This is a genomic window from Maribacter sp. 4U21, assembly GCF_002742365.1.
Taxonomy (GTDB): Bacteria; Bacteroidota; Bacteroidia; order Flavobacteriales; family Flavobacteriaceae; genus Maribacter.
The window spans coordinates 81,214-105,898 of sequence record NZ_MDGN01000022.1 but is presented as its reverse complement, the minus strand read 5'-3'; the positions used below and the strand labels follow the sequence as shown (position 1 = coordinate 105,898).

Annotated in this window: 18 protein-coding genes; 4 read left to right on the top strand and 14 right to left on the bottom strand. The window is 36.5% G+C overall.

The window, feature by feature from the left end; genetic code table 11:
• Positions 1 to 10 precede the first annotated feature (10 nt).
• Together BFP77_RS04340 and BFP77_RS04335 are read right to left on the bottom strand one after the other, a co-directional pair.
• A complete protein-coding gene (locus tag BFP77_RS04340; RefSeq protein ID WP_180272304.1) occupies positions 11 to 3,328 on the bottom strand; it encodes a TonB-dependent receptor in 3,318 nt (1,105 codons plus the stop codon).
• 290 nt (positions 3,329 to 3,618) lie between these two features.
• Positions 3,619 to 4,764: a FecR family protein gene (locus BFP77_RS04335; RefSeq protein ID WP_099572836.1), complete on the bottom strand. Its 1,146-nt coding sequence runs from the start codon at positions 4,762 to 4,764 to the stop codon at positions 3,619 to 3,621.
• A 170-nt stretch (positions 4,765 to 4,934) separates the two neighbouring features.
• On the opposite strand from BFP77_RS04335, the gene BFP77_RS04330 reads away from it, so the two are divergent.
• Entirely contained in the window at positions 4,935 to 5,531 is a 597-nt protein-coding gene (locus tag BFP77_RS04330) for an RNA polymerase sigma factor (protein WP_257212860.1), read from the top strand.
• A gap of 422 nt (positions 5,532 to 5,953) precedes the next feature.
• Here BFP77_RS04330 and BFP77_RS04320 read toward each other — a convergent pair whose 3' ends face one another.
• The 6 genes from BFP77_RS04320 to BFP77_RS04290 all read right to left on the bottom strand — a co-directional run bounded on the left by BFP77_RS04320 (position 5,954) and on the right by BFP77_RS04290 (position 10,455).
• Positions 5,954 to 7,435, bottom strand: coding sequence for a type IV secretory system conjugative DNA transfer family protein (locus BFP77_RS04320; RefSeq protein WP_099572833.1), 1,482 nt, complete (start codon positions 7,433 to 7,435; stop codon positions 5,954 to 5,956).
• Positions 7,432 to 8,460 (bottom strand): MobB family relaxase, encoded by a 1,029-nt coding sequence (mobB, locus tag BFP77_RS04315; RefSeq protein WP_099572832.1) that lies wholly within the window; start codon positions 8,458 to 8,460, stop codon positions 7,432 to 7,434. Before mobB ends, BFP77_RS04320 begins: the two co-directional genes overlap by 4 nt.
• Positions 8,461 to 8,988: a BfmA/BtgA family mobilization protein gene (locus tag BFP77_RS04310; RefSeq protein WP_257212859.1), complete on the bottom strand. Its 528-nt coding sequence runs from the start codon at positions 8,986 to 8,988 to the stop codon at positions 8,461 to 8,463. It lies immediately after the preceding gene.
• 403 nt (positions 8,989 to 9,391) lie between these two features.
• Positions 9,392 to 9,589 (bottom strand): hypothetical protein, encoded by a 198-nt coding sequence (locus BFP77_RS04300; protein WP_099572858.1) that lies wholly within the window; start codon positions 9,587 to 9,589, stop codon positions 9,392 to 9,394.
• A 10-nt stretch (positions 9,590 to 9,599) separates the two neighbouring features.
• Entirely contained in the window at positions 9,600 to 10,049 is a 450-nt protein-coding gene (locus BFP77_RS04295; protein ID WP_099572830.1) for a JAB domain-containing protein, read from the bottom strand.
• A gap of 70 nt (positions 10,050 to 10,119) precedes the next feature.
• Positions 10,120 to 10,455 carry a single-stranded DNA-binding protein gene (locus tag BFP77_RS04290; RefSeq protein WP_099572829.1) on the bottom strand — a complete coding sequence of 112 codons (336 nt, stop codon included), beginning with the start codon at positions 10,453 to 10,455 and terminating at the stop codon, positions 10,120 to 10,122.
• A gap of 900 nt (positions 10,456 to 11,355) precedes the next feature.
• Here BFP77_RS04290 and BFP77_RS04285 point away from each other — a divergent pair.
• The 3 genes from BFP77_RS04285 to BFP77_RS04275 all read left to right on the top strand — a co-directional run bounded on the left by BFP77_RS04285 (position 11,356) and on the right by BFP77_RS04275 (position 13,021).
• Positions 11,356 to 11,577 (top strand): hypothetical protein, encoded by a 222-nt coding sequence (locus BFP77_RS04285; protein ID WP_099572828.1) that lies wholly within the window; start codon positions 11,356 to 11,358, stop codon positions 11,575 to 11,577.
• Between the two features lie 471 nt (positions 11,578 to 12,048).
• Positions 12,049 to 12,606, top strand: a complete 558-nt coding sequence (locus tag BFP77_RS04280; protein ID WP_099572827.1) for a YeeE/YedE family protein — start codon at positions 12,049 to 12,051, stop codon at positions 12,604 to 12,606.
• A gap of 1 nt (position 12,607) precedes the next feature.
• A complete protein-coding gene (locus BFP77_RS04275; protein WP_099572826.1) occupies positions 12,608 to 13,021 on the top strand; it encodes a DUF6691 family protein in 414 nt (137 codons plus the stop codon).
• Between the two features lie 210 nt (positions 13,022 to 13,231).
• On the opposite strand, the gene BFP77_RS04270 is transcribed toward BFP77_RS04275, so the two are convergent.
• The 6 genes from BFP77_RS04270 to BFP77_RS04245 all read right to left on the bottom strand — a co-directional run bounded on the left by BFP77_RS04270 (position 13,232) and on the right by BFP77_RS04245 (position 24,676).
• Positions 13,232 to 14,656, bottom strand: coding sequence for an MFS transporter (locus BFP77_RS04270; protein WP_257212858.1), 1,425 nt, complete (start codon positions 14,654 to 14,656; stop codon positions 13,232 to 13,234).
• A gap of 10 nt (positions 14,657 to 14,666) precedes the next feature.
• Positions 14,667 to 15,680, bottom strand: coding sequence for a glycoside hydrolase family 2 TIM barrel-domain containing protein (locus BFP77_RS04265; protein ID WP_143751841.1), 1,014 nt, complete (start codon positions 15,678 to 15,680; stop codon positions 14,667 to 14,669).
• Positions 15,681 to 15,684: 4 nt separating this feature from the next.
• Entirely contained in the window at positions 15,685 to 19,080 is a 3,396-nt protein-coding gene (locus BFP77_RS04260) for a hypothetical protein (protein ID WP_099572825.1), read from the bottom strand.
• A gap of 47 nt (positions 19,081 to 19,127) precedes the next feature.
• Complete coding sequence (locus tag BFP77_RS04255) at positions 19,128 to 19,382, bottom strand: MFS transporter (RefSeq protein WP_099572824.1); 255 nt, start codon at positions 19,380 to 19,382, stop codon at positions 19,128 to 19,130.
• Positions 19,383 to 19,491: 109 nt separating this feature from the next.
• Positions 19,492 to 21,594 (bottom strand): glycoside hydrolase family 16 protein, encoded by a 2,103-nt coding sequence (locus tag BFP77_RS17240; RefSeq protein ID WP_257212857.1) that lies wholly within the window; start codon positions 21,592 to 21,594, stop codon positions 19,492 to 19,494.
• Positions 21,595 to 21,874: 280 nt separating this feature from the next.
• Complete coding sequence (locus BFP77_RS04245; protein WP_099572823.1) at positions 21,875 to 24,676, bottom strand: triple tyrosine motif-containing protein; 2,802 nt, start codon at positions 24,674 to 24,676, stop codon at positions 21,875 to 21,877.
• Positions 24,677 to 24,685: the final 9 nt, after the last annotated feature.

Genomic DNA, 24,685 nt, shown 5'->3' with positions numbered 1-24,685 from the left:
AATTTTTTAATTAAAAACTAATGTTTAAACCGAGTACAAGCGTTCTATTAAGAGGATATCTCCCCTGCGTATCACTCGGGTCTAATGGATTTGAATTAGATTGCTCGGGGTTGAAACCTTTGAAATCCGTAAACAAAAAGGGATTTGTAGCCGTCGCATAAATTCTCAATCTTTTCAAACCTATATCCGAAATAACATTCGTGGGCATATTATACCCCAAGGTGATATTTCTTACTCTTAAAAAGGAACCGTCCTCCAAGAATGCTGATGAAACGTTTGCCCTTAGGCGTTCACTTGATTGGGTATAATCCGGCCTCGCCAATGTTCCATTAGGATTATTTTCTGGATGCCATCTATTTTCAAAATACTCAACCAATTGATTAGAAAAACCTTGGCCATTTGTAAAATTCCTTACGGTTCTTGACAATACATCCACCCCTTCAACTCCATCTATAAAAACATTAAGATCAAAGTTTTTGTAAGCGAACCTGTTATTAAATCCATAAGTAAAATCAGGTAAGGCTGAGCCTATCGTAGTTCGGTCATCATCATTAATCGAACCATTTCCATTCACATCAACAATTCTCCAATCACCAACCTTTACATCAGTTCCGCTTTGTGGTGATGCATCAATTTCAGCTTGTGATTTATAGATACCGTCAACCACAAAACCAAAAAACTCCCCAATTGGTCTTCCAATTTGTGTAATATTGGTGCCACCTGCTATTATCTGCTCTTGACCAGGAGCAAGTTGAAGTACTTTGTTTTCGACCTTGGAAAAGTTAATACTTGAACTCCACTTTACGTTACCCAGGTTAATATCAGATATTGAAAAGCCAATTTCCAATCCTTTATTTTCAAGCGAGCCAATATTTTGAAGTGATGAATCAAAGCCTGACTGTTGCGGAACAGGAACATTGAGAAGCATATCCTCAGTTGTAGAAGTAAAATAATCAACACCTAGGCTTAATTTATTATCAAAGAATGAAATGTCAATACCTGCATTATTGGTTATTGAAGTTTCCCATGATAAATCTGCATTAGGTGCAGTATCAGGAATTTGTCCGCCAGCTAGGCCATTATCAAGAATTCCGTTTAACTGTCTTAAAACAGCAATAGACCCGTAATCTCCAATTTGGTTATTTCCTGTCTTACCCCAGCTATATCTTAATTTTAGATTACTTATAACTGATTCTTTTGGAAAGAAGCCCTCATTACTTACTACCCACCCCCCAGATACCGAAGGAAAAATTCCAAATTTATTATTATCCCCAAACCTTGAAGAGCCGTCGCGTCGAATAGAAGCACTTAACAAATATTTAGAATCGTAAGCGTATTGAAGTCGGCTGAAATACGAAATTAAGACCCATTCTGACACATCTTTTTCTGAGGTTGTTTCTGCCGTTCCAGCAACATTAGGAATATCATTGCTATCTAAAACAGGGGCATTAACTCTAATATTTTCGAATTTTTCCCTTTGATAGGAATAACCACCAAGAAGATTCAGGTCATGTTTTCCAAAGCTTCTATCAAAGGTCAACGTATTCTCCGTTATCCAATTCTTTCTAGTCCTAGTTCTTTCACTTGCAGATGGCACGGCGGCCACCACATCTTGTCGATAACGACCAATGGTCGATGGTCTAAATTCTTCTCTTACAGAAAGATCAAAATCACCTCCGAATAGAGTTTTGAAGGTTAAACCTTTCAAAATATTAACTTCGACAAATGAGTTCCCAAATAGTCTGAATTTATTGAGTTCATTCTTTCTTCTCAGAGCAATGGCAACTGGATTTTCAGCAAGTGCACCGTCAGTACCACCGTTATTGTGCCATCTAATCTGCTGACTTATGTTCAATTGACCTTCATCATTGTAAGGCGTAAAGAAAGGTTCAGAAAGTATTGCCTGTTGTAATGGAGAATCTGTAAATCCTTCTACGACAGAATTTTGATTTGAGACGCTAGGAGTCATATTTACTCCGAATTTTACTGCATCACTTAATTGTGTTTCTAAATTTATTCGAGCAGTAAAGCGCTCAAAGTCTGATCCGATGATTAAGCCTTCCTGGTTAAAATAACCACCAGAAACAAACCATTTTGTTTTTTCACTACGACCGGACACTGAAAGATTATGACTTTGTATGACAGCATCTCTAAATACGTCGTCTAACCAGTTATTGTTGGTAAGGCCTGGCGTTCCTGCTAAATACCGGTCTATATTGCCTGGAATAAGATTTCTAGGACTTGCTCCATTAGCCAATCTAGTAGCCGTATCATCATTCTCACTCCGATTTGAAGGATCAGCGGAAACATAACCCCAATCTCTAGCTTCCTTTACCAATTGGGCAAACTCATAAGCATCTAATAGTTCTATTTGATTTAATACAGATTGAAAACCTGTATAAGTATCGAAATTAAATGTGGGTTCTTCTGAGGTGGCACTTTTGGTGGTTACAAAAATAACACCATTTGCTCCTCTAGAACCATAAATAGAAGTTGATGCAGCATCCTTCAATATTTGTATTGATTCAATATCCAAAGGATTTATAGCATTGAGGTCGCTACCTTCGGTTAAAGGATATCCGTCAACAACAATCAATGGAGATCTCCCTGCGGTTATAGTTCCCACACCCCTTACTCTGATTTGGGATGCACTTCCTGGAGTACCAGATGAAACAACCTGCACACCTGGAACCCTACCAGTAATTGCCTGATCTACACCACCCACAGGTAACTGACTTATATCTTCAGATTTTACCGATGATACAGCTCCCAAAACCTTAGATCTTGATAAAGACCCATATCCGATTACAACCACTTCATCAAGACCAGATGTATCTTCTTGAAGTGAAACAGACACGCTTGTTTGTCCATTGAGCACTATTTCTTGTGTTGAGAACCCGATATAAGATACTATTAATATAGCATCTTCATTAGATACGGTAATTGAGAAATTACCGTCAAAATCTGTTTGAGTTCCGTTAGTAGTGCCTTTTTCAATAATGTTAGCCCCTGGTAACGGCGCACCTTCCCCATCAGAAACTGTTCCGGAAACAGAGAGTTGAAGTACTTTTACAGGAACTACCTGCTTTTCCTTATTAAAAACGGGGGCTTTGGTAAGTGAAATCTGTCTATCTTCAATACTGTATTTGGTGTTCGTGCCTTCAAAAACAGCATCTAGTATAAATTCTACTCTTTTGTTTTTTGCTTGTACTGATACTATTCGCTTTAAGTCGACATCCTCAAGCAGGTACAAAAATCTATATTCAGATTTATCTTCAATTAAATCAATAAGCTCTTCCACAGGGACATCTTGCAAATCAAGAGTCATTTTCGTTCTTTGGGAATAACTTTCATTTGCCTGCAATAAGAAAATAGAAGTAAACAATAATAGCAAGCTGAGCTTCATTTTCAAGTCAAATTTGAACCACGAGATTTTAAACCCCATTGGTTCTATGAGATTTTTCATAATTTTATAGTGAATTAAATTGATTAGTTTTCGATTTAATCATTTTCTTTAAATCGGGAAATGCTCCAACATTTTCCGATTTTCTTTTATAGAAAATGATATATTCTTTTTTAATTTCTAGTTTATTTCATCGGCTACAGTTTTTTGGTTTTTTAATTAATTATGATTGTATTCTTATTTATGGTATACGCTATGCCATAAGTATTTTTAAAGTATTTCAACACTATTTCTATGGGCTCGTCTCCAAAATTTGCATTTAATCTTTTATTGGAGAACTCAGAATTTTGATTAATAATCGTCACATTATAATGTCGTTCCAACTTCTTTAAAAGATTATCAAAAGTCATATTTCTAAATATGAGTTCACCATTTATCCATGAAGTATAAACCTTTGTTATTACTGGTTTTGTTGAAATTTTACCTTTTAGCCTATCAAAGCTTCCTTTAAGTCCCGGTTCTAGAATAACATCAGCTTCTAAATTGTCCGAATGTAATCCCACAGAACCCTCAACGAGAACAACATCAGTTGTTTGGTCTTCGGGATAATTAGATATATTGAATTTTGTTCCCAATACTTTCACGTCAAAATTATTTGCAGTACTCACAACAAATGGTCTTAGCGTGTCTCTAGAAACTTCAAAAAAAGCTTCCCCACTTAAAACAACATTTCTAGCTGTAGACTTCCCAAACCTAATAGGGTACTTTATAGATGAACCAGCATTTAGATAAGCAATTGTTCCATCCGAAAATTCAATCTCTAGTCTTTTACCATAGGGCACGGTCAATAAATTCTGCTTTTGATTGTCTTTATCTGACGAAGTATTTTGATAAACTAAACGATTGTTTTTGTAGACTCCTATTACGCTACCTTCGGAATCAACAACTTCATGTGGTTGATTTTTTTCCAATACCTGTAAACTCCCATCTTGTAATTCCAATGTAATCTCATCCACCGTTTGAGGCATTGATTTATCCGAATTTTTAGTAAAAAAATCAGTTTGATATAGTATTCCAAGACTTACAAAAACAATGATTGCTGCCGCATATTTAAATATTCTAAACCTCTTATTTTTAGCTTTAAAATTTTTGTCTTTCTGGATTCTTTCCAGAATGGTCTTTTTCGTTCTTTCGGTATTAAATTCGCTCATGATATCATCTATAGCATAATTAATTCTTACATACTCACTAAACAATTTCCTCTCATGAGAATTTTTAACCCACTCATTTAGTTCATGCCACTCTTCTCGAGTTATGAAACCCGAAAAATATTTTACGATAAGCTTTTCTATTTTGTTCATTTTCCAAAAAAGGATGTATATATCTATTACAATTGAAATTTATCATACCACCAATTTTAATTGCATTTTTTTTTCATTTTAATAAAAAAATTTTCAAATACTATTGATATTCCTATTTTTGGGGCATAAATATTGATTGACTTTTTTCTATCAATCACAATAATAGCATTATGAATAAAAACCCTTTTGAAAACTCTAAGCTGGTACTTCGACTCAAAAAAGGGGATGCAAATGCTTATGGGGAATTAGTAGACAACTATAACCATAAACTATGTTTATATGCCAATAGCCTCATAAATAACATAGGCACATCAGAAGATATTGTACAGAATGTATTCATCAGTGTTTGGGAGAAAAGAGATAACCTTAGACCTGAACTTTCATTAAAGAGCTATTTGTACAAATCTGTTTATAATGCCTGTATTAATGAATACAAGAAAAATCAATTGGTTACTTCCTTAGAAAAAAAATATATTGAAGAACTAGATGGAATCGTAGAACAAGACAATGATACAATGGAAAAGTTAATTGTTTTAGTAAGGGAAGCAGTTCAAGAATTACCCCCAAAGTGTAAGGAGATATTCTTATTGAGCAAGAAAGAGGGTTTAACCAATATTGAAATTGCGGAATATTTAAATATTTCTAAGAATACTATTGAGAGGCAGATGAACATCGCCTTTAAAAAAATAAGAAAAAGTGTAGGTAGTAAAACAGATATTATTCTGTTCTTGATATTTGGCATGCATTCAAAACGATTCTCCTACTAACCTTTTATAAAAAGGCTAATTAGATATAAAAGGAAAGCTGTTCTTTTAACTTCAAAATCCTTCTTTTACTTATCAATTTTAACCTATATCTATATCCATTAAAATCGCATTAAGGGCAAAAAATACCATTCTAGAGCTTAGTCAAATAATTTTTATGTAAATTTAACGTTAATTAAAAGTAATTTTACTGTAAAATATCTAAACCGTGGGATTTCGAAAAATTGCTTACTTAGTCTTTAAACCGTATATATACTTGAAGGAGTTTATGCTAATTTATGCGCTTAAGTATAGAAATACTTTTAATGAAACACTTGAAAGTAATTGGGAATATAATTACCTAAGTTTAGGTATCTTAAAGAAAAAAGAAAGCAAAAAAACACTTTTCAAAAAAAGTGATAAAGTAAAAGAACGTTACAATATTATTAGAGACGCCTATCCGGTACCTTATATGAACTATTAACGCTTTTATCGGAAATTCCTTGGACATCTCTGTTTATCCCTTGATAGTTTAAGCCGTATTCTTCTTTAGTAAATACTAGTCTAGGTTTAGGCTTTAATTTAACGATATTCAGTAGTTTGAATCTAATTTTTCTGTCTTTCCCATCTACAAAAGCAATAAATTCACCTTGCTTTAATCTAAAAAAAAGATCCGCTCTACGTTTTGGAGCTTCTTTCTCCCCTTTGGTAATCCTAGCATCCCAAGAAAGACCAGTTCCTTTGCTAACGCTTCGTGTCGGATTCTTAACAATCTCGAAGAACCGTTCGTAGTATTTAGCTGTATCAGGATCATTTACTTTTCCAAAAAACTGATACGACAAATTACTTAGAATAGCTTTACTTGCTTTCTCTCCATATAGCATATCGTTTTGGATTTTATCTTGCATAACATAAACTGTGGTAATGTCGTAGCTCCTTAAGGTTGCTGGAATTCGATGCATATTGAGTAATTTAATTGTTGGGGCTTCTTCCATTAATATAAAGGAAGATTCTTGGTTTCTCACGCTCATTTGTTTTATAACCGTATGCATAATCGTGGCAATGATTGGGGAATAAGCTGATTCATATTTGGGATTATTTACTATGGAAATGATTCCTTTATTTTTGGAATTATTAATATCTAATGGAACTTCATCTGCCGAGAGTATCATGAACAATTTCTGTGAACTAATTTTCTTGAGGGCATTTGCCAAGGTGCTTTTTACACCAGCAGTCTGCTTTTCAGATTCGATACCATTTATAAAGGCACTAGCCATCGCTTTTGAACTCAAATCGGAACTTAAAAAAGCAACTAATTTCTTAGTGTTCATCGATTGAAAAAGCGCAATCAAATGAGGTAATGTACAATACTTATGGTGTGCTGTTTTTAATTTCCAAATCAATCCACTCAACAAACCTTCGACGGCGTCCGAAAAGAATTTATTACTCCCTGATGCTTCCGAAAGGTTTTGTTCCAATAAATTTTCAATTAGCACTTTTGATACCTCATTGACACTTTCTTCATTTGGCAAGTATCTTGGAGCAATTGGATTGACCTTAAAATGGATTTCATCGAATGATATGTTATAAAATTTAACCTCTTTGTCTTTAAAAAGCGGATAGGCAATCTCAGTCAGCTCAAAATCTTTATAATCATGTATGATACCACAGAATTCATGTTTACTGAAATGTTTCAGGAAATTGTAAATAACGCTCTCCGTTTTTCCACTACCTGCAGAACCAATGATAGAAACTCCCCTTTTAACATTACCAATTTGAAATTTGCCAGTTTTCAATTTAAACGGTACTCGATACTTCTTGTCCTTAATTTCAGATTTTTCCGTATGGAAAAAGACATAGAAAAGAAGCCCAAGGGTAATCAAGGGAATGATTGTGCATAGAACGATATGAGCCAATGAAGCATTCATATACCTATGGAACTGGATTGAATGGCCTTGTCAAAACCTTGTTTTATTTTCTTAATGGCTTTTACTGTCAATTGCAATTTATTTGTTGGTATGTTCATAATAGGAACTCCGGATTTTGAAAGTAGCTTGTAGGCTACTGCTCTTTCATTGGTTGGCAATCCTGATAGGATTGAAAAGTAGATTTTGGGGTTCTTTAAAAGTGTTTTTCTTGCCTTGTAGGATTCCACATAATTTCGCTTGTAATGGAACAACTTATCGAACGTCTTTTCTGAGGCTGCAAAGAATCCATTCCTATCAAACCCCCGCTTTACTATTTTACCGTGCATCATTACTTCAGAAGCTTTATGTTTGCTTCCTGGGGACAAGCTTACTGAATTACTCAGATCCTTTCGGCTTACAATAATATGAATGTGGGCCTGTGATCCTTCTTTGGGCATCCCTCTAACAATACGTTTCCCATTTTGTTGATGCGGGGCCTGTTTTTCAAGTCGAGAAATTTGGTTTTCCAGTTTTTTGATGTTTCCCGTGTTCCTCCCTTCCTCGATAGCTCGAATTTCATGTTTGAACGACAATATTTTTGTGGCATAGGGTTGGTTTTCCTGTATCTCTTTGTCCGTTCCCTTGAAAAATCGTTGATATTCAATTTTGGCAAAATATTTAATATCATTTACAGATACTGCCTTTCCATTGACTTCCCTATGAAATGCCGTCGCATAATCTTTCATAAGTTCTTGGGTATAGGTTTTAAAATCTCTTTTGGGGTCTTGTAATTGTTTCAACTCCCTTTTACTAGGATTTATGGTGATTGAGTAAAACTTGGGCTCCTTCTTTTTAAGTTTGGTAGTATTGCCATCAATTTCTTTGATGACTTCGCTACCCGTGATTTCCTCGCCGTATTGGTTAAAAAAGTGTTCCTGCTCCGCAATGGGTTTTCCTTCATTTTCCTTTTCAAGATAGGAGACAAAATCACTGGAACTTTGGGAATAGCCGTCGTTCATTTTTTGTGGTGATATGGTAATGTACATCTATAGCTTCTTTTTTAATTCTTCTAGGGTTTCTTTCTCGAAATCTAATTTGAAATAACCTTTTCCAAAATTGCTTTTCACATAAGTTACTTTTGACAGGATATCATCCATCTGAAGTTTTAATGTGTGGTACTTTTCCTTAAGGTTATAATATCCTTCACGATAATACTCCAGTTCTTCGTTCTCCGAAGTAACTAGGGGAGTTTCAAAACCAAAAGATTCCTCTTCTTTTTCAAGATTGGTGGTTTCTTTAAATAAGGTTTGCAACATGGCAGCCATCGGTTTGGTCTGGTGCTTTTCAATGTTCTTAAGAATGGCAATTACTGCATTTATCCGTTTATTGGTCCGCTCATTTTTAACACCCAAGTTATCGTTTGGGGAAAGGTCGTTCCAATCAAAAAAATTAAGCATCGAAGCCAATGCTTCTGTATTAGATTTTGAGATTTCCTTGGAAAACTTTCTAAATCTAACAGCTACTTTTTTCTTGATGTTAATCGCCGAAAAGTCATATTTTGAAAATTCTTCCATGCTTTTTTGCTGTAAAAAAATGTCTATTCGTTGGAGTTCTGAAGCAATTTGCTGCAAATCCAAAAAACATTTCGGTTTATAAAATTTATATCTAACTGTTTTTCAAATACTTATAATTCGTAACATCGCTATGCGTGTTACCCTCTTGCTGCTCCTTTTCGTCCCGCAAACGGGACAAAAAATCACACAATTTGACCAAAAAGGACAATTGCTCTTTATCGGAATACGATTCCTTTATTATTTGTTTTTGATGTGTATGGTCTTAGGAAAGTCAAATCAAAATAGTCATCGACCATACAGTAACCCTGCTATATTTCAGCTTGATGAAGTTACAAAATTTAAGGGTTCAAACTAAAAAAAGACCCTTCATAATAGAAAGGTCTTTTTGTGCTGTTTTAGCTTTTTAGATATTAAAAACGTAATCGTAGGTATAGAGGTTTTTAATGGTTTTCTCATCTATCAAATGTTCAAAATCTGCTCCTGTTTTGTCCACATATTTTTTAATGGAATCCCCAAACAGGTAGGTAACATGCTCTCTAGAAACCTTCAATAGTTCCTCTTGCTTTTCTTCGCTTAGATCCTGAAACTTTAGGTAAATCATAACTATCCAATTATAATATTCCATTATCAGCGAAACTATAGAAGCTGCCATTTGGGGCAATGATTACATGATCCAAAACCGCTATGTCAAAAAACTGAGCTGCTTTCTGTATTTTTTTGGTCAATTGAATATCAGCATTACTTGCTTGCAATTTTCCAGATGGGTGATTGTGTGATAAAATAATCCCCACAGTTAGGGATTTTAATACTGTAGCAAATAAGATTCTTATGTCCACTAGAGTTCCTGTAATCCCACCTTTTGAAAGCTCATAAATACCTTTAACCCCATTCGAGTTGTTCAAAAGGACTACTTTAAAGTTTTCATATAGTGCTATAGTGTTCTTATCCCAATACTCGAATAGCAATTCTGCAGCATCAGATGAACATTTGATGCTAGGTGATTTGGATATGCTAATTCTATCCTTGTAGCTTATCTGTATTTCATTAACTTTGTCTTTCATTGTTTCTTTCTTAAGAGATTAATAATGAAAAAAGAGGGCACACACTACCAGGAGTTGCCCTCTTTCTTTTTTATTTACTACCTAGGAGTAGAATTTCATTTGCTTCCACTTCGGTAACATAGCGTTGGTTTCCATCATCTGTGGTGTAGGTCCTAGTTTTAAGTTTTCCGACTAGTCCAATCTCTTTTCCTTTACCTACATATTGCTCTATAATTTCAGCCGTTTTACCCCAAGCCACAATGGCATGCCAATTGGTGTCGGTTTGCTTTTCATCTTTAGAGTTCTTGTAATATTCATTTGTGGCTAACGAAAAACGAGCTACTTTCTTTCCGTTTTCTAGTTTAGTGATTGAAGGCTCTTGCCCAACATTCCCAATTAATTGTACGTGATTTTTAATGCTACTCATAACTATATGTTTAAAAATTAATATTCATTTTTTTTAAAGTGATTTACTTATTATATCCAGAGTGTTTTCCTTTTTTGATTTTTTTATTTCCACTTCCTTTTTGGATATTTTGAGATGATTTCATGATTCGATACTTTGATTTACTTCCCATAGAGCCTTCGTTGTTACCTTTTTTGATGCTCTGTCTGATTCAATATTCAGGTTTGATAAGACGTATAAGAAGTGCGAAGTATGAGCCTGGTTTATGCCGTAGTTCAAAACTGAATGTTGTTGTTTTGCTGACAAAAAAGTAAAGGCGAAAGCTCGGTAAGTGAATTAAAAGATTAGGGGAAAACTTAAAATGGAAGGAAGTGGTAATATTATTTTAACAAGTTTGTTTGTATTTGGTTTATCTTTATGAAAGATTGGAATTCATTTTACAACAATCTAGTTCAATCAAAAAGGTAGTTGTTTAACTACCTCTGAATCTTGAATGCTCCTAAACACCATAAAAATCTGACACTTACAAGATAGGTTTGAATCCTGTCGAGGTCACGAATAAATGGTTCGATTAGAAAAAACGCCAAGCTCGCTTGAGCGTTTTTTTATTTAAACCATTTTCAAAGCGGAGCTTTGAGGGAGGGGCGCAGCCAATCCTTTCGAGGTAACGAGTGAACCGAAAGGCCATGTGTCAAATCAAGCTTACTAATTATATATTCAAATCTTCCCTTGTTCCTTAAGCTCTACCAAACCAAAACCTAAAAGTCGTAAATTTTCTTTCAAAGGCCCATTAGCTCAAATTTTGCCGCTTTTTTAGTTAAATTATTCATAAATGGATGAATCTAATTACACTATAGTTAGATACAATTGCCAAAGAGTTGCGTAATTTGAATTTTATATTAACTTTGAAAAAAAACATCAATGGAGTTATTGGATAAAGCTGAGGAATTTATTAAGCGGAAGATGAGCAACATGTCCACTAGTGATAGAGTGGAAGCATCTAGAGAAGCTAAGGCATTAATATTAAGTATTAACGAGATATACAAGGAAACGAAGGATTCTAACCTTATGGACGTAATGAAACGTGTTACGGAAAAAAAGAAGAAAATTGAAAAACGTCTAAATGGCGTTCCATTAGTTTAATTCATTTAAACCATTACACGAACTAAAATATCCTTTTTTGTATTATGCGGTAAATTTCAATTTACACGTAATGTATAAAATAAGACCTCTTATCCAGTAAGAGGTTTTTCCATTTGACCAAGATTTCAAACCTATTATCGACCTTTCCTCTATATCCTTACCGATTACCCCTTATAACATCATTTCATCTGATTTTTTGTGACAAATTACTATATCAGTTGATCTTTAACTTTCAATGGTTATGAAATCAACAGGTAATAATTATGTCAACCAGAACTATATACCAGAAGATTAACAAGTTTATTGGCTTTGTATTAGAGCACTTTCTATCTTTTTTTGTGTTCTTTTGTTTTGCTATGGCATTTATTATCATGTATCTGTATATCATGTAAGCCGGAATATCCAACTTCCGTTCATTTTGTTGTTTCAAAAAGTTTAATGACCTTTCAGGAATATTAAATTAAATATTCTATGGAATATCTGCTACAACCATGGCCTTGGTTTGTCTCTGGGCCTCTTATTGCCCTCATATTATTAACTTTGGTTTATTTTGGTAAGACTTTTGGTATGTCTTCCAATCTCAGGACACTTTGCACCTTATCAGGAGCTGGGAAATACGTTACCTTTTTTCAGTTTGATTGGAAAGCGCAGCGATGGAATCTAGTTATGGTACTTGGAGCTATCGTTGGCGGATTTATAGCAACACAATTTCTATCGGATGGCACCCCAATTCAATTGAGTGAAGAAACTATTACCGACTTGGCTGAAATGAATTTTAATGCAGCCGGACATACATTATTACCTAATGAAATATATGGATGGAACGCCGTTTTAACCTTTAAAGGTATGTGTATATTAATTATTGCGGGGTTCTTGGTAGGTTTTGGAACTAGATACGCCGGGGGTTGTACTTCCGGTCATGCCATTACGGGGTTAAGTAATCTTCAGCTCCCCTCCTTGATAGCGGTAATGGGCTTTTTCGTCGGAGGTTTGATCATGACACATTTTATTCTACCTTTATTATTTTAATATGAAATTTTTAAAATTCCTTTTGGTCGGTATATTCTTCGGGATTGTTCTTGTGAAATCTGAAGCTGTTTCTTGGTACCGTATTTTTGAAATGTTCAAATTTCAATCCTTTCACATGTATGGCATCATAGGTTCGGCAGTAACACTCGGAATCATTGGGCTTTTCTTTATAAAGCGATTCAAGGTAAAAAGTATTGAAGATAACCCTATAGCCCTAACTCCAAAAAACAAGAGCATAGCGCGTTATATTCTAGGTGGTACAATTTTTGGTTTAGGTTGGGCATTAGCAGGAGCTTGTCCTGGACCAATGTACATCCTAATAGGTGCTGGCGTATTTCCTATTCTCATAGTTATAGCGGCAGCGCTGTTGGGAACCTTCGCATACGGAATGGTAAGAGAAAAATTACCACACTAAAAGAAACTACGCGACCATAAGTTATTTTGACTTTTACCAAGTTAATGCTTTCACCGCCGTATTATAATAATATGAAGATTAGTTTATTTAGAAGTTCGCATCCTCCCATTTAGGACCAACGTCTCGACTCAATGAATGCCCTTGTTAAGGAAATTTATTTTTAAAGGCCCATGCCTAAGCCACAACTAGGGATAATCCTGTCTAGTGAAATCACGCATTTCTTTCTTCAAGTTGCACCCTAATTTCATTGGCGCGATCTTCCGTAATGCTATAATCCCGCATTAAGTACATTGCTATAAGGGTACCTAGAATGGGTATTCCGGAGAAAGCCAGTCTTAACCCATCGACTGCCCCTTCTGGCTGAACAGTCGCTCCTGCATCGAAACCAACCAGACTCAGTATAAGACCGCTAAGGCCTCCGGCTATGGCAAAACCAAACTTCACCATCCACCAGTAAATGGCCCCAAAAGTACCTTCTCTTCTTAAACCACTTATAAGCTCGTCCAAATCTATTACATCAGCCGTCATGGACATCATCAGTACAAACAGGCTTCCAATACCAAAAGAAAAGAATGGAAGCGCTATTATGAACATATAAGGCTTACCTGGTATAAAAAGAAACCACAACATAATGTAGCCAAGAACGGATATTCCTTGGGAAATTAAAAAGGCACGTTTTTTTCCGAATACTTTGGACAATTTTGCAACAATAGGGATTACAAGGAAAGTGGTGCCAAGTGCTCCTAAACAGCCAAATAATGTTGGCCAGATTCCTGCTGCAGCGGTATCACCCTTAAAAAGATGATGAACTATAATAAAGAACGAAAAGGAAGCAATGGTGTAAAAGGCGTTATAAACCAAGAATGTGGAGATACAAAGCTTCCTGAACGGTTTTAATTTAAAGGCACTTGCAAAACCAGACCCTATTTCCTTTAAACTGTTTCCTATATTCTTTAGATTAAGGGGGGAATAATTTTCATTTACGGTAGATTTACTTTTTATGAATATCCCTGGAACAATAGCACAAATAGTAAAAACAATTCCGACCCAAACGGCCAAGGATCTTGTGGCAATCTCTGCAGATTGAAACCAATCCGGGTCATACATAATTACCCAGAACCAAGGAGCTATGACCCATGCCCACTGACCAATCCATTGAGCAATGGCCATAATATCCGTGCGCTCATGGAAATCGTTACTCATCTCATATCCCATAGCGACATACGGTACACTGAAAATGGTTAGCCCTAGATAGAATATAAACGACCAAACCATAAAATAGGTGAAATTATAGTCAATCCCGTCTTCTCTATACAACTGCCACATTACAATGAATGCTAAGCCCATTAGGAGGCCACCGAATATGACGTATTGCCGTCTACGACCCCATTTGGACTTAGTATTGTCAGAAATAAAACCCATTACGGGATCGGTAAAACAGTCAAAAATTCGTGGAAAGAAAAATATAACTCCCCACATCCAACCAGGAAAACCCAAATCCTGGACCAATACGACCATAAATATTCCCAATGCCGCAGGAAACATTTGATTGGCCAACATACCTATGCCAAATGCAATTTTTTGCCCCATAGGAACTTTAGTTTCTACCACTAATTTGCTTTTCATCTTTGCCATGCTCTTCGTTTTAGTTCGTATCAGAAATACTGTTATACTTCGTTTTAATAATCTCAAAAGTTTCTTTCCTATTCCGGTCAATATCCACAACACCCCAATATTCCTCGTTGGGTGTGCCATCATATGGAACCCCAGTACTGTTCGGTGCCCGACCACCAAGGTTTTGTTTGTCATTTTCGCCAGCTTTCCACCAACCATCTGTAAATGAAAAGAGGCTTACGCCCAAGGTAACATCCAAATTTTCGAAAACCACGTCCAATATTTTTTTGTTGGCATCGGCTTGCGCCTTTTGATTTTCTCCCTGCTTATAACCACTCTTAGTTATCGTCATATAACTGTCTCCACCTGCCTCGGAAAGGTACATTGGTTTTTTACTAATACTGTTCCATTCTATAAATATGGCTTTGGGGTTATCCCAACGATAAACGTTCATTCCCCATACATCAATATTGGGTGACATTCTCAAGGCCAAATCGTCCGGTAATTCACCATGAGCCGTTGTTACCGGATGATTACCATCTACTCCTTTGATTTCCAAAGCAGCAGTGTTCATTGCCCGGTACCAGTTCGCAATGTCATCTTTAAACCATTCTGGATGGTAATTGTACTCATTACCCAGTTCCCACATTAAAATGGCTGAATGCTTTTTGTATTTCTCGATATAATCTAAATAGGTACCAGAAGCGATATCGTAGATACCATTTTGGTTATATCCAAATCCGATAATCAGCTTTATACCTGAAAACGCAATTTCATCTAGAACAGCCTTATCATCTATAGGTTCATAGACCCGAATGGTATTAATACCTAATTCAGTCATTAAGGAAAGGTCTTCAGTTAGGTTTGAAAAATCTCTTTTACTACTGTTTTTAGGCACCGGATGATAGCAAATACCCTTGATTACATAAAGTTCATTGTTTACCAAAAGTTTATTACCTTCAATAGTGATAGGGAAGTAATCTACATTAAGGCTTTTACAAGAAATAGCGACCACAAAAGAAAGTAAGAGAGTTTTAAACCGCATAGCGCTATCTTTTTAAGTAAACATGTATTCGTTTTATAGTGCCATCTCTGGCGAAAAGAGAAACACTCAAATCCCTACTCAATTCTAAAGATTCGATTCTAATATCGTCGCCATCACTTAAATGCACTATGGTACTATTCTCATCTGACAATTCATATACTATTGGTACTTGGCAGTAAGTGAACCCCAGTTGATCTCTCTTTATAACAATATGCTCATGTTGGCCGTTAAGCCCTATGTATTCCATTTTAACAGAGCTGTCCAAAAATTCTTTGAGTAATAAAAGAGTGGGGGCAAAAAACAACTGCCCTTTTTCCGCAAAAACTCCGAGTTCACCAAAGCGGGTAAGAATATCCTCCTTTACTTGACCTGTCATCCCCGGTTGCTGTGCTCCTTTGCCGCCAGGAGTGTGAGAATAAGGGTCTGTTGGGAACGCTCCATATAATTCGGGTGATTTATGCACTCCTATACCTGCATTAATTTCATAATAGTGCTCCTTTAATCTACCTATGACCTCTTCACTTACCTGTTCATCAATAGCCTTAATACAGCACTCTTGAACCGCTAGAAGTAGCTTAGATACCATGTGCCAATAAATGGACCCAAGACCTTCATAACCATAAAAAGTTCCCGAGCGTCCCGTAAATGCTTTATGATTAAAAACTTTCTCAAAAGTTTGAAGCAGGAGTTCTTTTTCTTTTCCAACCAAATCCTGGTGAGCCCGACCTAGACCATTTAAAGCCTCATTCAAACTAGCGGCATTATTGAAATTACCGTTGAAATGGAAATCCCCTTTTATATCTTGTTCAATAATTTCCCTATTATCTTCTTTCAGAAGCGCTCGTAAAAGTTTTGACTTTTGAACCTCTTCCGCAGGGATATTGTTTCTTTCGGTAAAACGCGGTAGTTCTTTATTTGGATAGAGCAGGTAGCTATATTGGTCTTCTCTAAAAAGCTTACTCGCTTTCAGCGCATCCAGTACTTCTAAAGCTTCTCCTGAGGTTAAATAACCAGAACTCAACACGGCCACTTGACCTTCTAACATTTCGTTCAGATATGAAATGGAAACCTCTTCGTTATTTTCTAGGGTCATTAAATTATAAGCATGGTATAGCTTATCCGATCTTTTGTTGGCTTTAATAGCATGGTCAATATATTGAAGAAAAAGTTCCGCGAATACTTGTATATCCTTTTTATTAACAGCTTTTTTTTGACCAGAAAAACCTTTTTGATAAATCGTATTTCTATAATTGCTAGCAGATAGCCCAAGCCCATCCATTACCTTTTTTCTGTCCTTATCGGAAAAATTGTTCGATAAGAGTTCTTGGTAAGTCTTTAAAGTTTGTAATGTACTATTAAAAAACTCCAATAGTTCTGATGATATTTTTACAGTTTCCATTGAAGAGTTTATCAAGACATCCTCTAAAAATGTTAGGAAACGCCGCATATAATACAAGGTTACCATAGACACACCATTGCCAACAAGGGCATTATTGGCATCGTTCCACTCAGGCCTCTGCGTGGTTAACCATATACCGGCTTCCGGTATAAAATTAGAGCACTTTGCCAAAAGTGTTGCTAGCAACTTTTCAATTAAATTTACTTTATAAACACCCTGTGCGCCAGCAGTCCATAGAGCGCCATCAGCACCTATTTCATTTCGGTTAACCCGTAATTGAGCATCCAATGCATGATTAAAATCGATTGTATCCTTCGGATTTTTCAAGATAGAATCATAATCCTTGATGATGTAAGGTACATTAGCATAAACAAAGAAATCTTCGTTAAAATACGCCGCTAATTTATTTGGTTGATGTTTTTCGATAAATTCTAAAAACTTCAGCAAATAGATTATTTGGTGGTCACCCCAATATCCAATATAGGACCATGGGTCATCTGGTTCTATGACTTCCCAGTCGTAACCCCCTTTGGTAACCCTGTAAGGATTATAGCCGTCAAAGGTAGTTGCATTCAAGAATTTGTGGATCATATTTTCGATGAAATCTGGATACGAATGCGCCAGAGCTTCCCAGTTTTGAAAAATATCCCTCCAATTACCTTCGTAATCCAAAATTTTAGATCCGTCAACTTCACTATGGGTATTAATAGAAAACTTGTTCCAAGGACGGCTTGGATCACCATGTCTGCGACTAAATTTTAATGGAAGATATTCAAAACACAATCTGCTAAAATCTTTATCTATACTATGCCAAGCGATATTGGAAAGTTCCTTACGGTCAAATACTTCCGGGAGCTTCCTTAATAGGTCGTCGACTCTATCAAAAACCTTAATGTTGGCCTTTTTTAAATACTTTTTAAAATCTCTTTTTTCAACATTGTAGTTATCGTCAAAAATCCCTCCTCGCATCATATTGAACAAGACGTTAGCGTAGTGCCTGGTATTCTTTCTTTTATCAGCCGTAAGTTGCTTTCCATCAGCCGCCATCGTCAGCGTTAAAAGATTTTGGGTGCCTATCTCAATATCTTCATAGATAGCATCTATTAACTGTTTCTCCTTGATAATAGTCTCTGCAATACGTACCACATCTGATGGTCCCTTGTTAACATCGGCTACCAAAACCCACTCTTTCTCTGCCTTTGGTGTAAGCTCTATATGGGAAACAACAAAATAAGCTCCTTTCTCGGCCCGTATGTCCTCTTCTTGAACAATAGTTCCGCTTTTTCTGAAGGTATCCAATTGCAAAGAAGACAATAGCACTTTTGAATGCTCCAGCCCCTTGGACCAAACAATATTGGCCTTAAGTGCTTCACTAGGTTCCGCTTTATCGACTATAATTGCACTTAGCGTAAAAATACCGAGTCCAGAACGGGAAAGCAATTCACTTTTTTTATAGGCATCTACTAAATTACTTGCTACTTGTTGAGATACGGGCTCAACTCCGTAAGGCATGATATTTTGTAAACCGTCCAAAAGGTTTATTTCAATGGCGGTCTCCGTATTGTTTATGAGCTTGCTTCGTTTTACAAATCCATATTTATTACTAGAATTCCAATGACATTGGTAGGTCAATCCAAGATCATGGTTTATTTCTTCAAAAATAATCTTATTCCCGTACTCGTTTTTATACAGGTTGCGTGTAAACGTAAAAACCCCGGTGTACCGATCGGAGAATGGCTCCCAAACCCTCTTTTCTCCATCTACATTTACAACAAAGATGGACTTACTACCCGTAATTTCATACGATTCCGTAATTTTATCATCCGTGTAATAAGGAAATAGGGCATAGTTGCTATTCTTTCTACCCGCGGTTAGTCCACCATTACTTGATATGAACATCCAGTGATTGGAATCACTTACAATACTCATGAAAAAAGGGCGAAGTCCATCACTATTCGTGATTTTGTAATAGCCCTCGTTTTTAATTTGGATATAATCCATATTCTAAACTTTATAAATGTTCTTTCCTTTACCGGAAAATTTTAAAATTAATTTTTAATCAGCATCTGTTCTAATTCTTCTAAAGATTTCCCTTTAGTTTCCACCACGAATCCATGTACAAACAAGATTGCCAAAAAGGAGAACAGTGCATAAATACCTAAGGTCATCGTAGGACGTAAATTCGAAAGTTCCCAGGGAACACCTGAGTAACAGAAACACTCACTAAAGGAATTAAAGAAACCACCCAAGGCCACAGTTAAACTAATAAGAATATTTATAGAAGTGGTAGCTTTCATTTTCATCAAGCAAACTGTTTCAAAAAGTAATTGGTTTGATACTAGATTGACAACCTTAGATGAAAAAGGCCAGTAACGAATACTGGCCTTCAAATCTGCAGTAGTAACAAATCTACTACTGATACATTCTTATATAATCTATTTCCATGCTAGACTCCGTAAAGGCAGGATCAACGGTACCGCCAAAATTTCCTCCCATGGCAACGTTCAGAATAAAGAAGAAATCTTTATTGAACGGTAAGGTGCCGTCATTGCTCACGGTGTGGTAGACTATACCATCCACGGCAAATTTAATTTCTGTTTCCGTCCATTCCATTTCGTACAGATGGAAATCCTCGGATGCACCCTCAACCAATGTAGAACCTGTTCTAGCATTACCACCAAAATTATTTGAATCATGTGTGGAGGCAAATACAATGTCTTGTTGATTGCCTACGTGCTCCATAATATCCATTTCACCCGCTGCTGGCCAAGGGTTTGTTAGGTAATCTCCTCCTAACATCCAAATAGCAGGCCAAGTACCGCCTCCAGTGGGTAGTTTGGCCCTAGCGGCCACCCTTCCGTACGTAAACTCCTGTAATCCTTCCGTTTTTATTCTAGCAGAGGAGAATCCGGCACCAGCCGTTCCTGGGTTACCAAAATCAAAGAATATTACAACTCTATCATAATTAAAAGCTCCGGCACCACTAAAATCAAAAGTTAACTCTTCCCATGCACCTGCCACGGTCGTCATAGCATCAACTTCTGCAAAGTTATCTCCATTGGAAGAATCCTCCAATTTTATCCTAACAACCGCATTAGCTATCGGGGACCACGTTTTAAGTCTTATTTCAGGATTAGCGGGGATGTCTATTGCCGTAGTGACATCAAAGAATGATGCGGCAAAAGTTTCGGATCCTTGCGGTTTTGTAGTCTGTGCCACCGTAGCCGACGTATTCAAACCACTTGCGTCAGGATTGGCTATTACAGCGGAGAAAGCACCTCCAAAATCAGTAAAAGCGGGCGCAGCACCTTCAAAATCTTGGATTACACTTTGGCTAGCACCTCCCGCATTAAATAACTGTAAGTCATCAAAATAATAAATACCCTGCCCATTAGAAGCCTCAGTGCGCGCAGTAATCTTTAGATTACCTCCTTCAACAATAACATTTGAAGAATCGTCCGTGTAGGATTGTAACTCACCATTTCCCCATCCGTTATCACCATTACCAAGGTCATAGGTCCAATTTGCAGGATCTGGAGCACCGTCAGCATCAAACTCGTCCGACCATACCAGATTAGAGAAAACCGATACTAATGGCTCACCACCACTAGTGTCTCCTTCGGGAACAAAAGTACTATACCAGGCTAGTGGGTCGTCACCATTAAATGGCTGACTTATTCCCCTTACGGTTAATTTATTTTCTGTAAGTTCCGTAATTTGATATTCTCCGGAAATTACCGCCCAATAACTAAGGAAGCTATCTCCTACGCTAAGAGTGCGTGTACCATCAACATTATCTGTAACGTTAAACTCACTTTGAAAGCTAGCCTGCGCACTTATATCCCTACATTCATCTACAAATTGTTCTGGACTTGCCTCAGGGAAGAATCGGTTTACTTCTGTCCAGTTTACAAAAACCTGGCCGTCCGCTCCTGGGTCAAGGGTATAGGTCAAAGTACCATTGGCATCAAAGCTGAATACTAGAACGTCGTCATATAAACATGGGTTCAATGAGTTTGGTGTAGCACTAAAAAACTCTGGAAAATCACCTGTTGTTGGACCAACACCGAAATGCCCACCAGTCGTTTGAGCCCAAACCCATCTCTTAGAACCAGCACCTGCTAAGTTTTGAAGTACCTCAGGATCTATCTGGGGACTTACTTCGAGATTAACGGTAACAGTAGAACTAATTTTACCACCACCAATACTGTATGCAGTAACCGTGATATCGTAGCTAGATTGCCCTGTCATAGTGTACTTGTAAGTAGCGGTCTCGCCTCTACCAACGACAACATTAGCAGCATCTGGTTCAAAACTTACGATAAACGTAACCGCATTATCCGCACTTGGTGTAATTTCCACCACACCTGATCCGTCTGTTGAGACGTTAGTATCTACTACCAAGTTTTCCGGAATTATACCCTGCAACATAATATCGTCATCGTTCTTACAAGAAACGACAACCGCAATTATGCTCACCATACTAAAGATAAAAGTTGCAAAATTCTTTTTCATTTGAAATTGATTTTAGTTTAGTTTTTATTTCACATTAAGCAGAACCTACGAAGAGGGCTCCTTAATATCATGATGCAAATTAGAAAAGTAAATAGAAGAATTCGCAAAAACTACCACTACAAAAAACATACAATTCAAAAAAAATGAACTAAAAATGTCAAATAGGCAATTACACAAGTAAAAACGTGTCGTTGACAAGAATACAAAAAGTTAATAGTTTACCTCAAAATAGAACATTGTATGGGTAATGTTGTGGTTATTTTCAATCTTGTTGTAGTGTTTATAACTCCATAATGTATTTGGTAAGACTACTTTCATGAGATAAATCCAATTTCTTACGCAATCGATAGCGTTTTACCTCAACACTACGAACAGAAATATTGAGTAAGGGTGCTATTTCTTTAGAGGTCAAATTTAATCTTAGGTAGGCGCAAAGCTTTAAATCATTTGGGGAAAGCGCTGGATGGATATTTCTAATCTTTTTTAAAAACTCCTTATCGGCATTATTAAACGCTTTTTCAAAAAATTTCCAATCGTCTTCATTCGTGATGCTTTTGTCAATAGTCCTAATTACACTCTTAATTTCCGAAGTACTTTCAATCTTGGTGAGCTCGTGTTTTATGGCGTTCAAAAATTCATTCTTCTTAATCATACTCATTGTGGCTACGGCCAGTTCACGATTCTTAGCTTCAATCTCACTCTTTAATTTATCATTTCTTACTTCAATCAGTTCTTTCTCGGCCTTGAGTTTTTTCCGCTTCGATTTCTTTTTCTCAATACTCAGAATTCTTTTTTGTTTTTTGGAATAGTACGACTTATATAATCTGTGTACGCCAAAAAGAACGACCATTAAACCAATAAAATATAGGGTTATTGCCAATATAGACCAATACCACGGTCGCTCTATCTGAAACGTATACGATGCTATATTCTCTGAAATAGAATTACCCACTTTAGCCCTTACTTGAAATTCGTAAGGACCATACGCTAAGTTATTGAATGACATCTCCGGTACGTTAGCCCATGGACTCCATTCGTCATACAACCCAAGTAGACGATATTGATAAAATACCTCGCTGAACTTATCATACTGCGGTACTGCATAATAAAAAGAAACAGAATTTTGATTATGTGGCAATAACTGCGTTGAGGATAGGGACATTCTGGAAGTCTCCTCTATTCCTAACCGATTACTGACTTGGTTGATTTTTATACGATGCACAGATTCTTTCACTTTGGCTACATCTAACACTACATAACCATTAGAAATGCCAATCAGATATTTTTCATCTTTGATTCCAGTAAGATTTTCAAAACCCAAGACCCCCAAACTTTTACGAAAAAAAGTTGGGATTGGTATGGTTTGCGCTTTCAAGGTGCTATTGAAGGCACTTGGAGCAACATAGGTGAGTCCTTTTTTAGTAAAGCACCAAAACCTATTGGCTTTTTTATCCGGTATCAGAGCACTTGTTACACCACCTTCCTCAGTGAACAACATTCTGATAAGGGTCGTATCTGGCTTAAAGACCAAACTATCTTCCTCTTTTCTAAAAGCTGCATCCAAAGACGTATAAATAAGTTTATTCTGATATTCCAAAATACTAGAACCATGTCCCATAATTGGATGTGTTTCAGAATGAAGTACTTTGCGAAAAGTAGAATCGACAGTGAGTTCGTATAGCCCTTTGTATTCATGATTGACCAGTATTTTACCGTCATCTAGAATTTCAAAAAATCTACTTGAAATATCGAATCCCGAAATCTTACTACCAAAAATCCAATTCCCGTTTTCCTTTTTTAGGGTAGATAACCCATCGTAATTTCCCTGAAGAATTACCTCGGCACTTTCATTGATAGCTTTCATATCCCATGTACCAGGCAGCTTGGAAATTAAACGTGCGTTCTTATTCTCAACAAGAAAGGTACCTTTGTTGTGACCACAAAAAAGAATATTATCAATAGCTCTCAAACTCCAAACTTGGCCATCGGTACCGGCTATCATTTTAAAGTCGTCCTCGGTGTTTTCTGGCTTAACAAAAAGTCCTTGATTAGTGCCTAAATAAAGGTTATTGTCAAATGATTTTGATGTATATACCAGACCCAAACGACCAAGATTATCCACATATTCATTGAAAGGTGAATTAAGATTTATTATGCTTAAACCATTATCAAGACCTAACCAGAGATTATCATCCACATCTTGAAAAACCGCCAAGACCGTATTGTTATTAAGACCTTTACGCTGATTTATTTTTCTAATAAGTTGCCCCGTACTACTGATTTGAAAAATTCCCTTGGAAATTGTTCCTAGAACAAGAGAACCGTCCCTGAGTTGTGCCGTACAATATACATTTAGCCCTTTTAAATCGTTCGTTGTAGGTATACTGGATACCACACTCTCTTTTTCACTTACATGAAGTATCTGCGCATCATCTAGAACCAAGGTGAGATAATCGTCTGTTTTATAAATACCCACTACACCTCTACCTTTAATGGTAGAATCATCAACAACCAATACAGGTTTACCGTTCCGAATCCTATAAATACCTTCATTTTGATTTTGAAAGTATACCGTACCTTCTACTTTAAAAATATGGGCCTTGTTAGATTCAGCTTCTAATATTTCAAATTCCTTAGTTTGAACATTATAGCTATAAATTCTATCCAATGATTGAAACAACACCCAGTCTTCTACCGTTACGATATTCCAAAACTCCTCGTCCTCGAGCATAGGTTCTTTAAGCTGCTTGGATATAGAGGTATAATTCAAATTCCCAAAATCATCTCTTTCCCAAAATCCAAACTCTAAATATTGACCTGTAAACAGCAAGGAGTCCTTGGTGTCTATAGACCGAAAAACCGACGCGTTGGGTGATTTATAAATATTCCAGCGTACACCATCGTACTCCAATAAATTATGGTTGTTAGCTACATATATGTGACCAGCCTCTCCTTGGGCAATACCCCAGTTTTGATTCTCTCCGTTATAATCTAGGGGTGTAAAGTTCTGTATAGGAGGTAGTGCTTGCGAATAGACGCAATTACAGTAAAAAATAAATAGTACAAGGAATAACGAACGCAAAATTTAGCT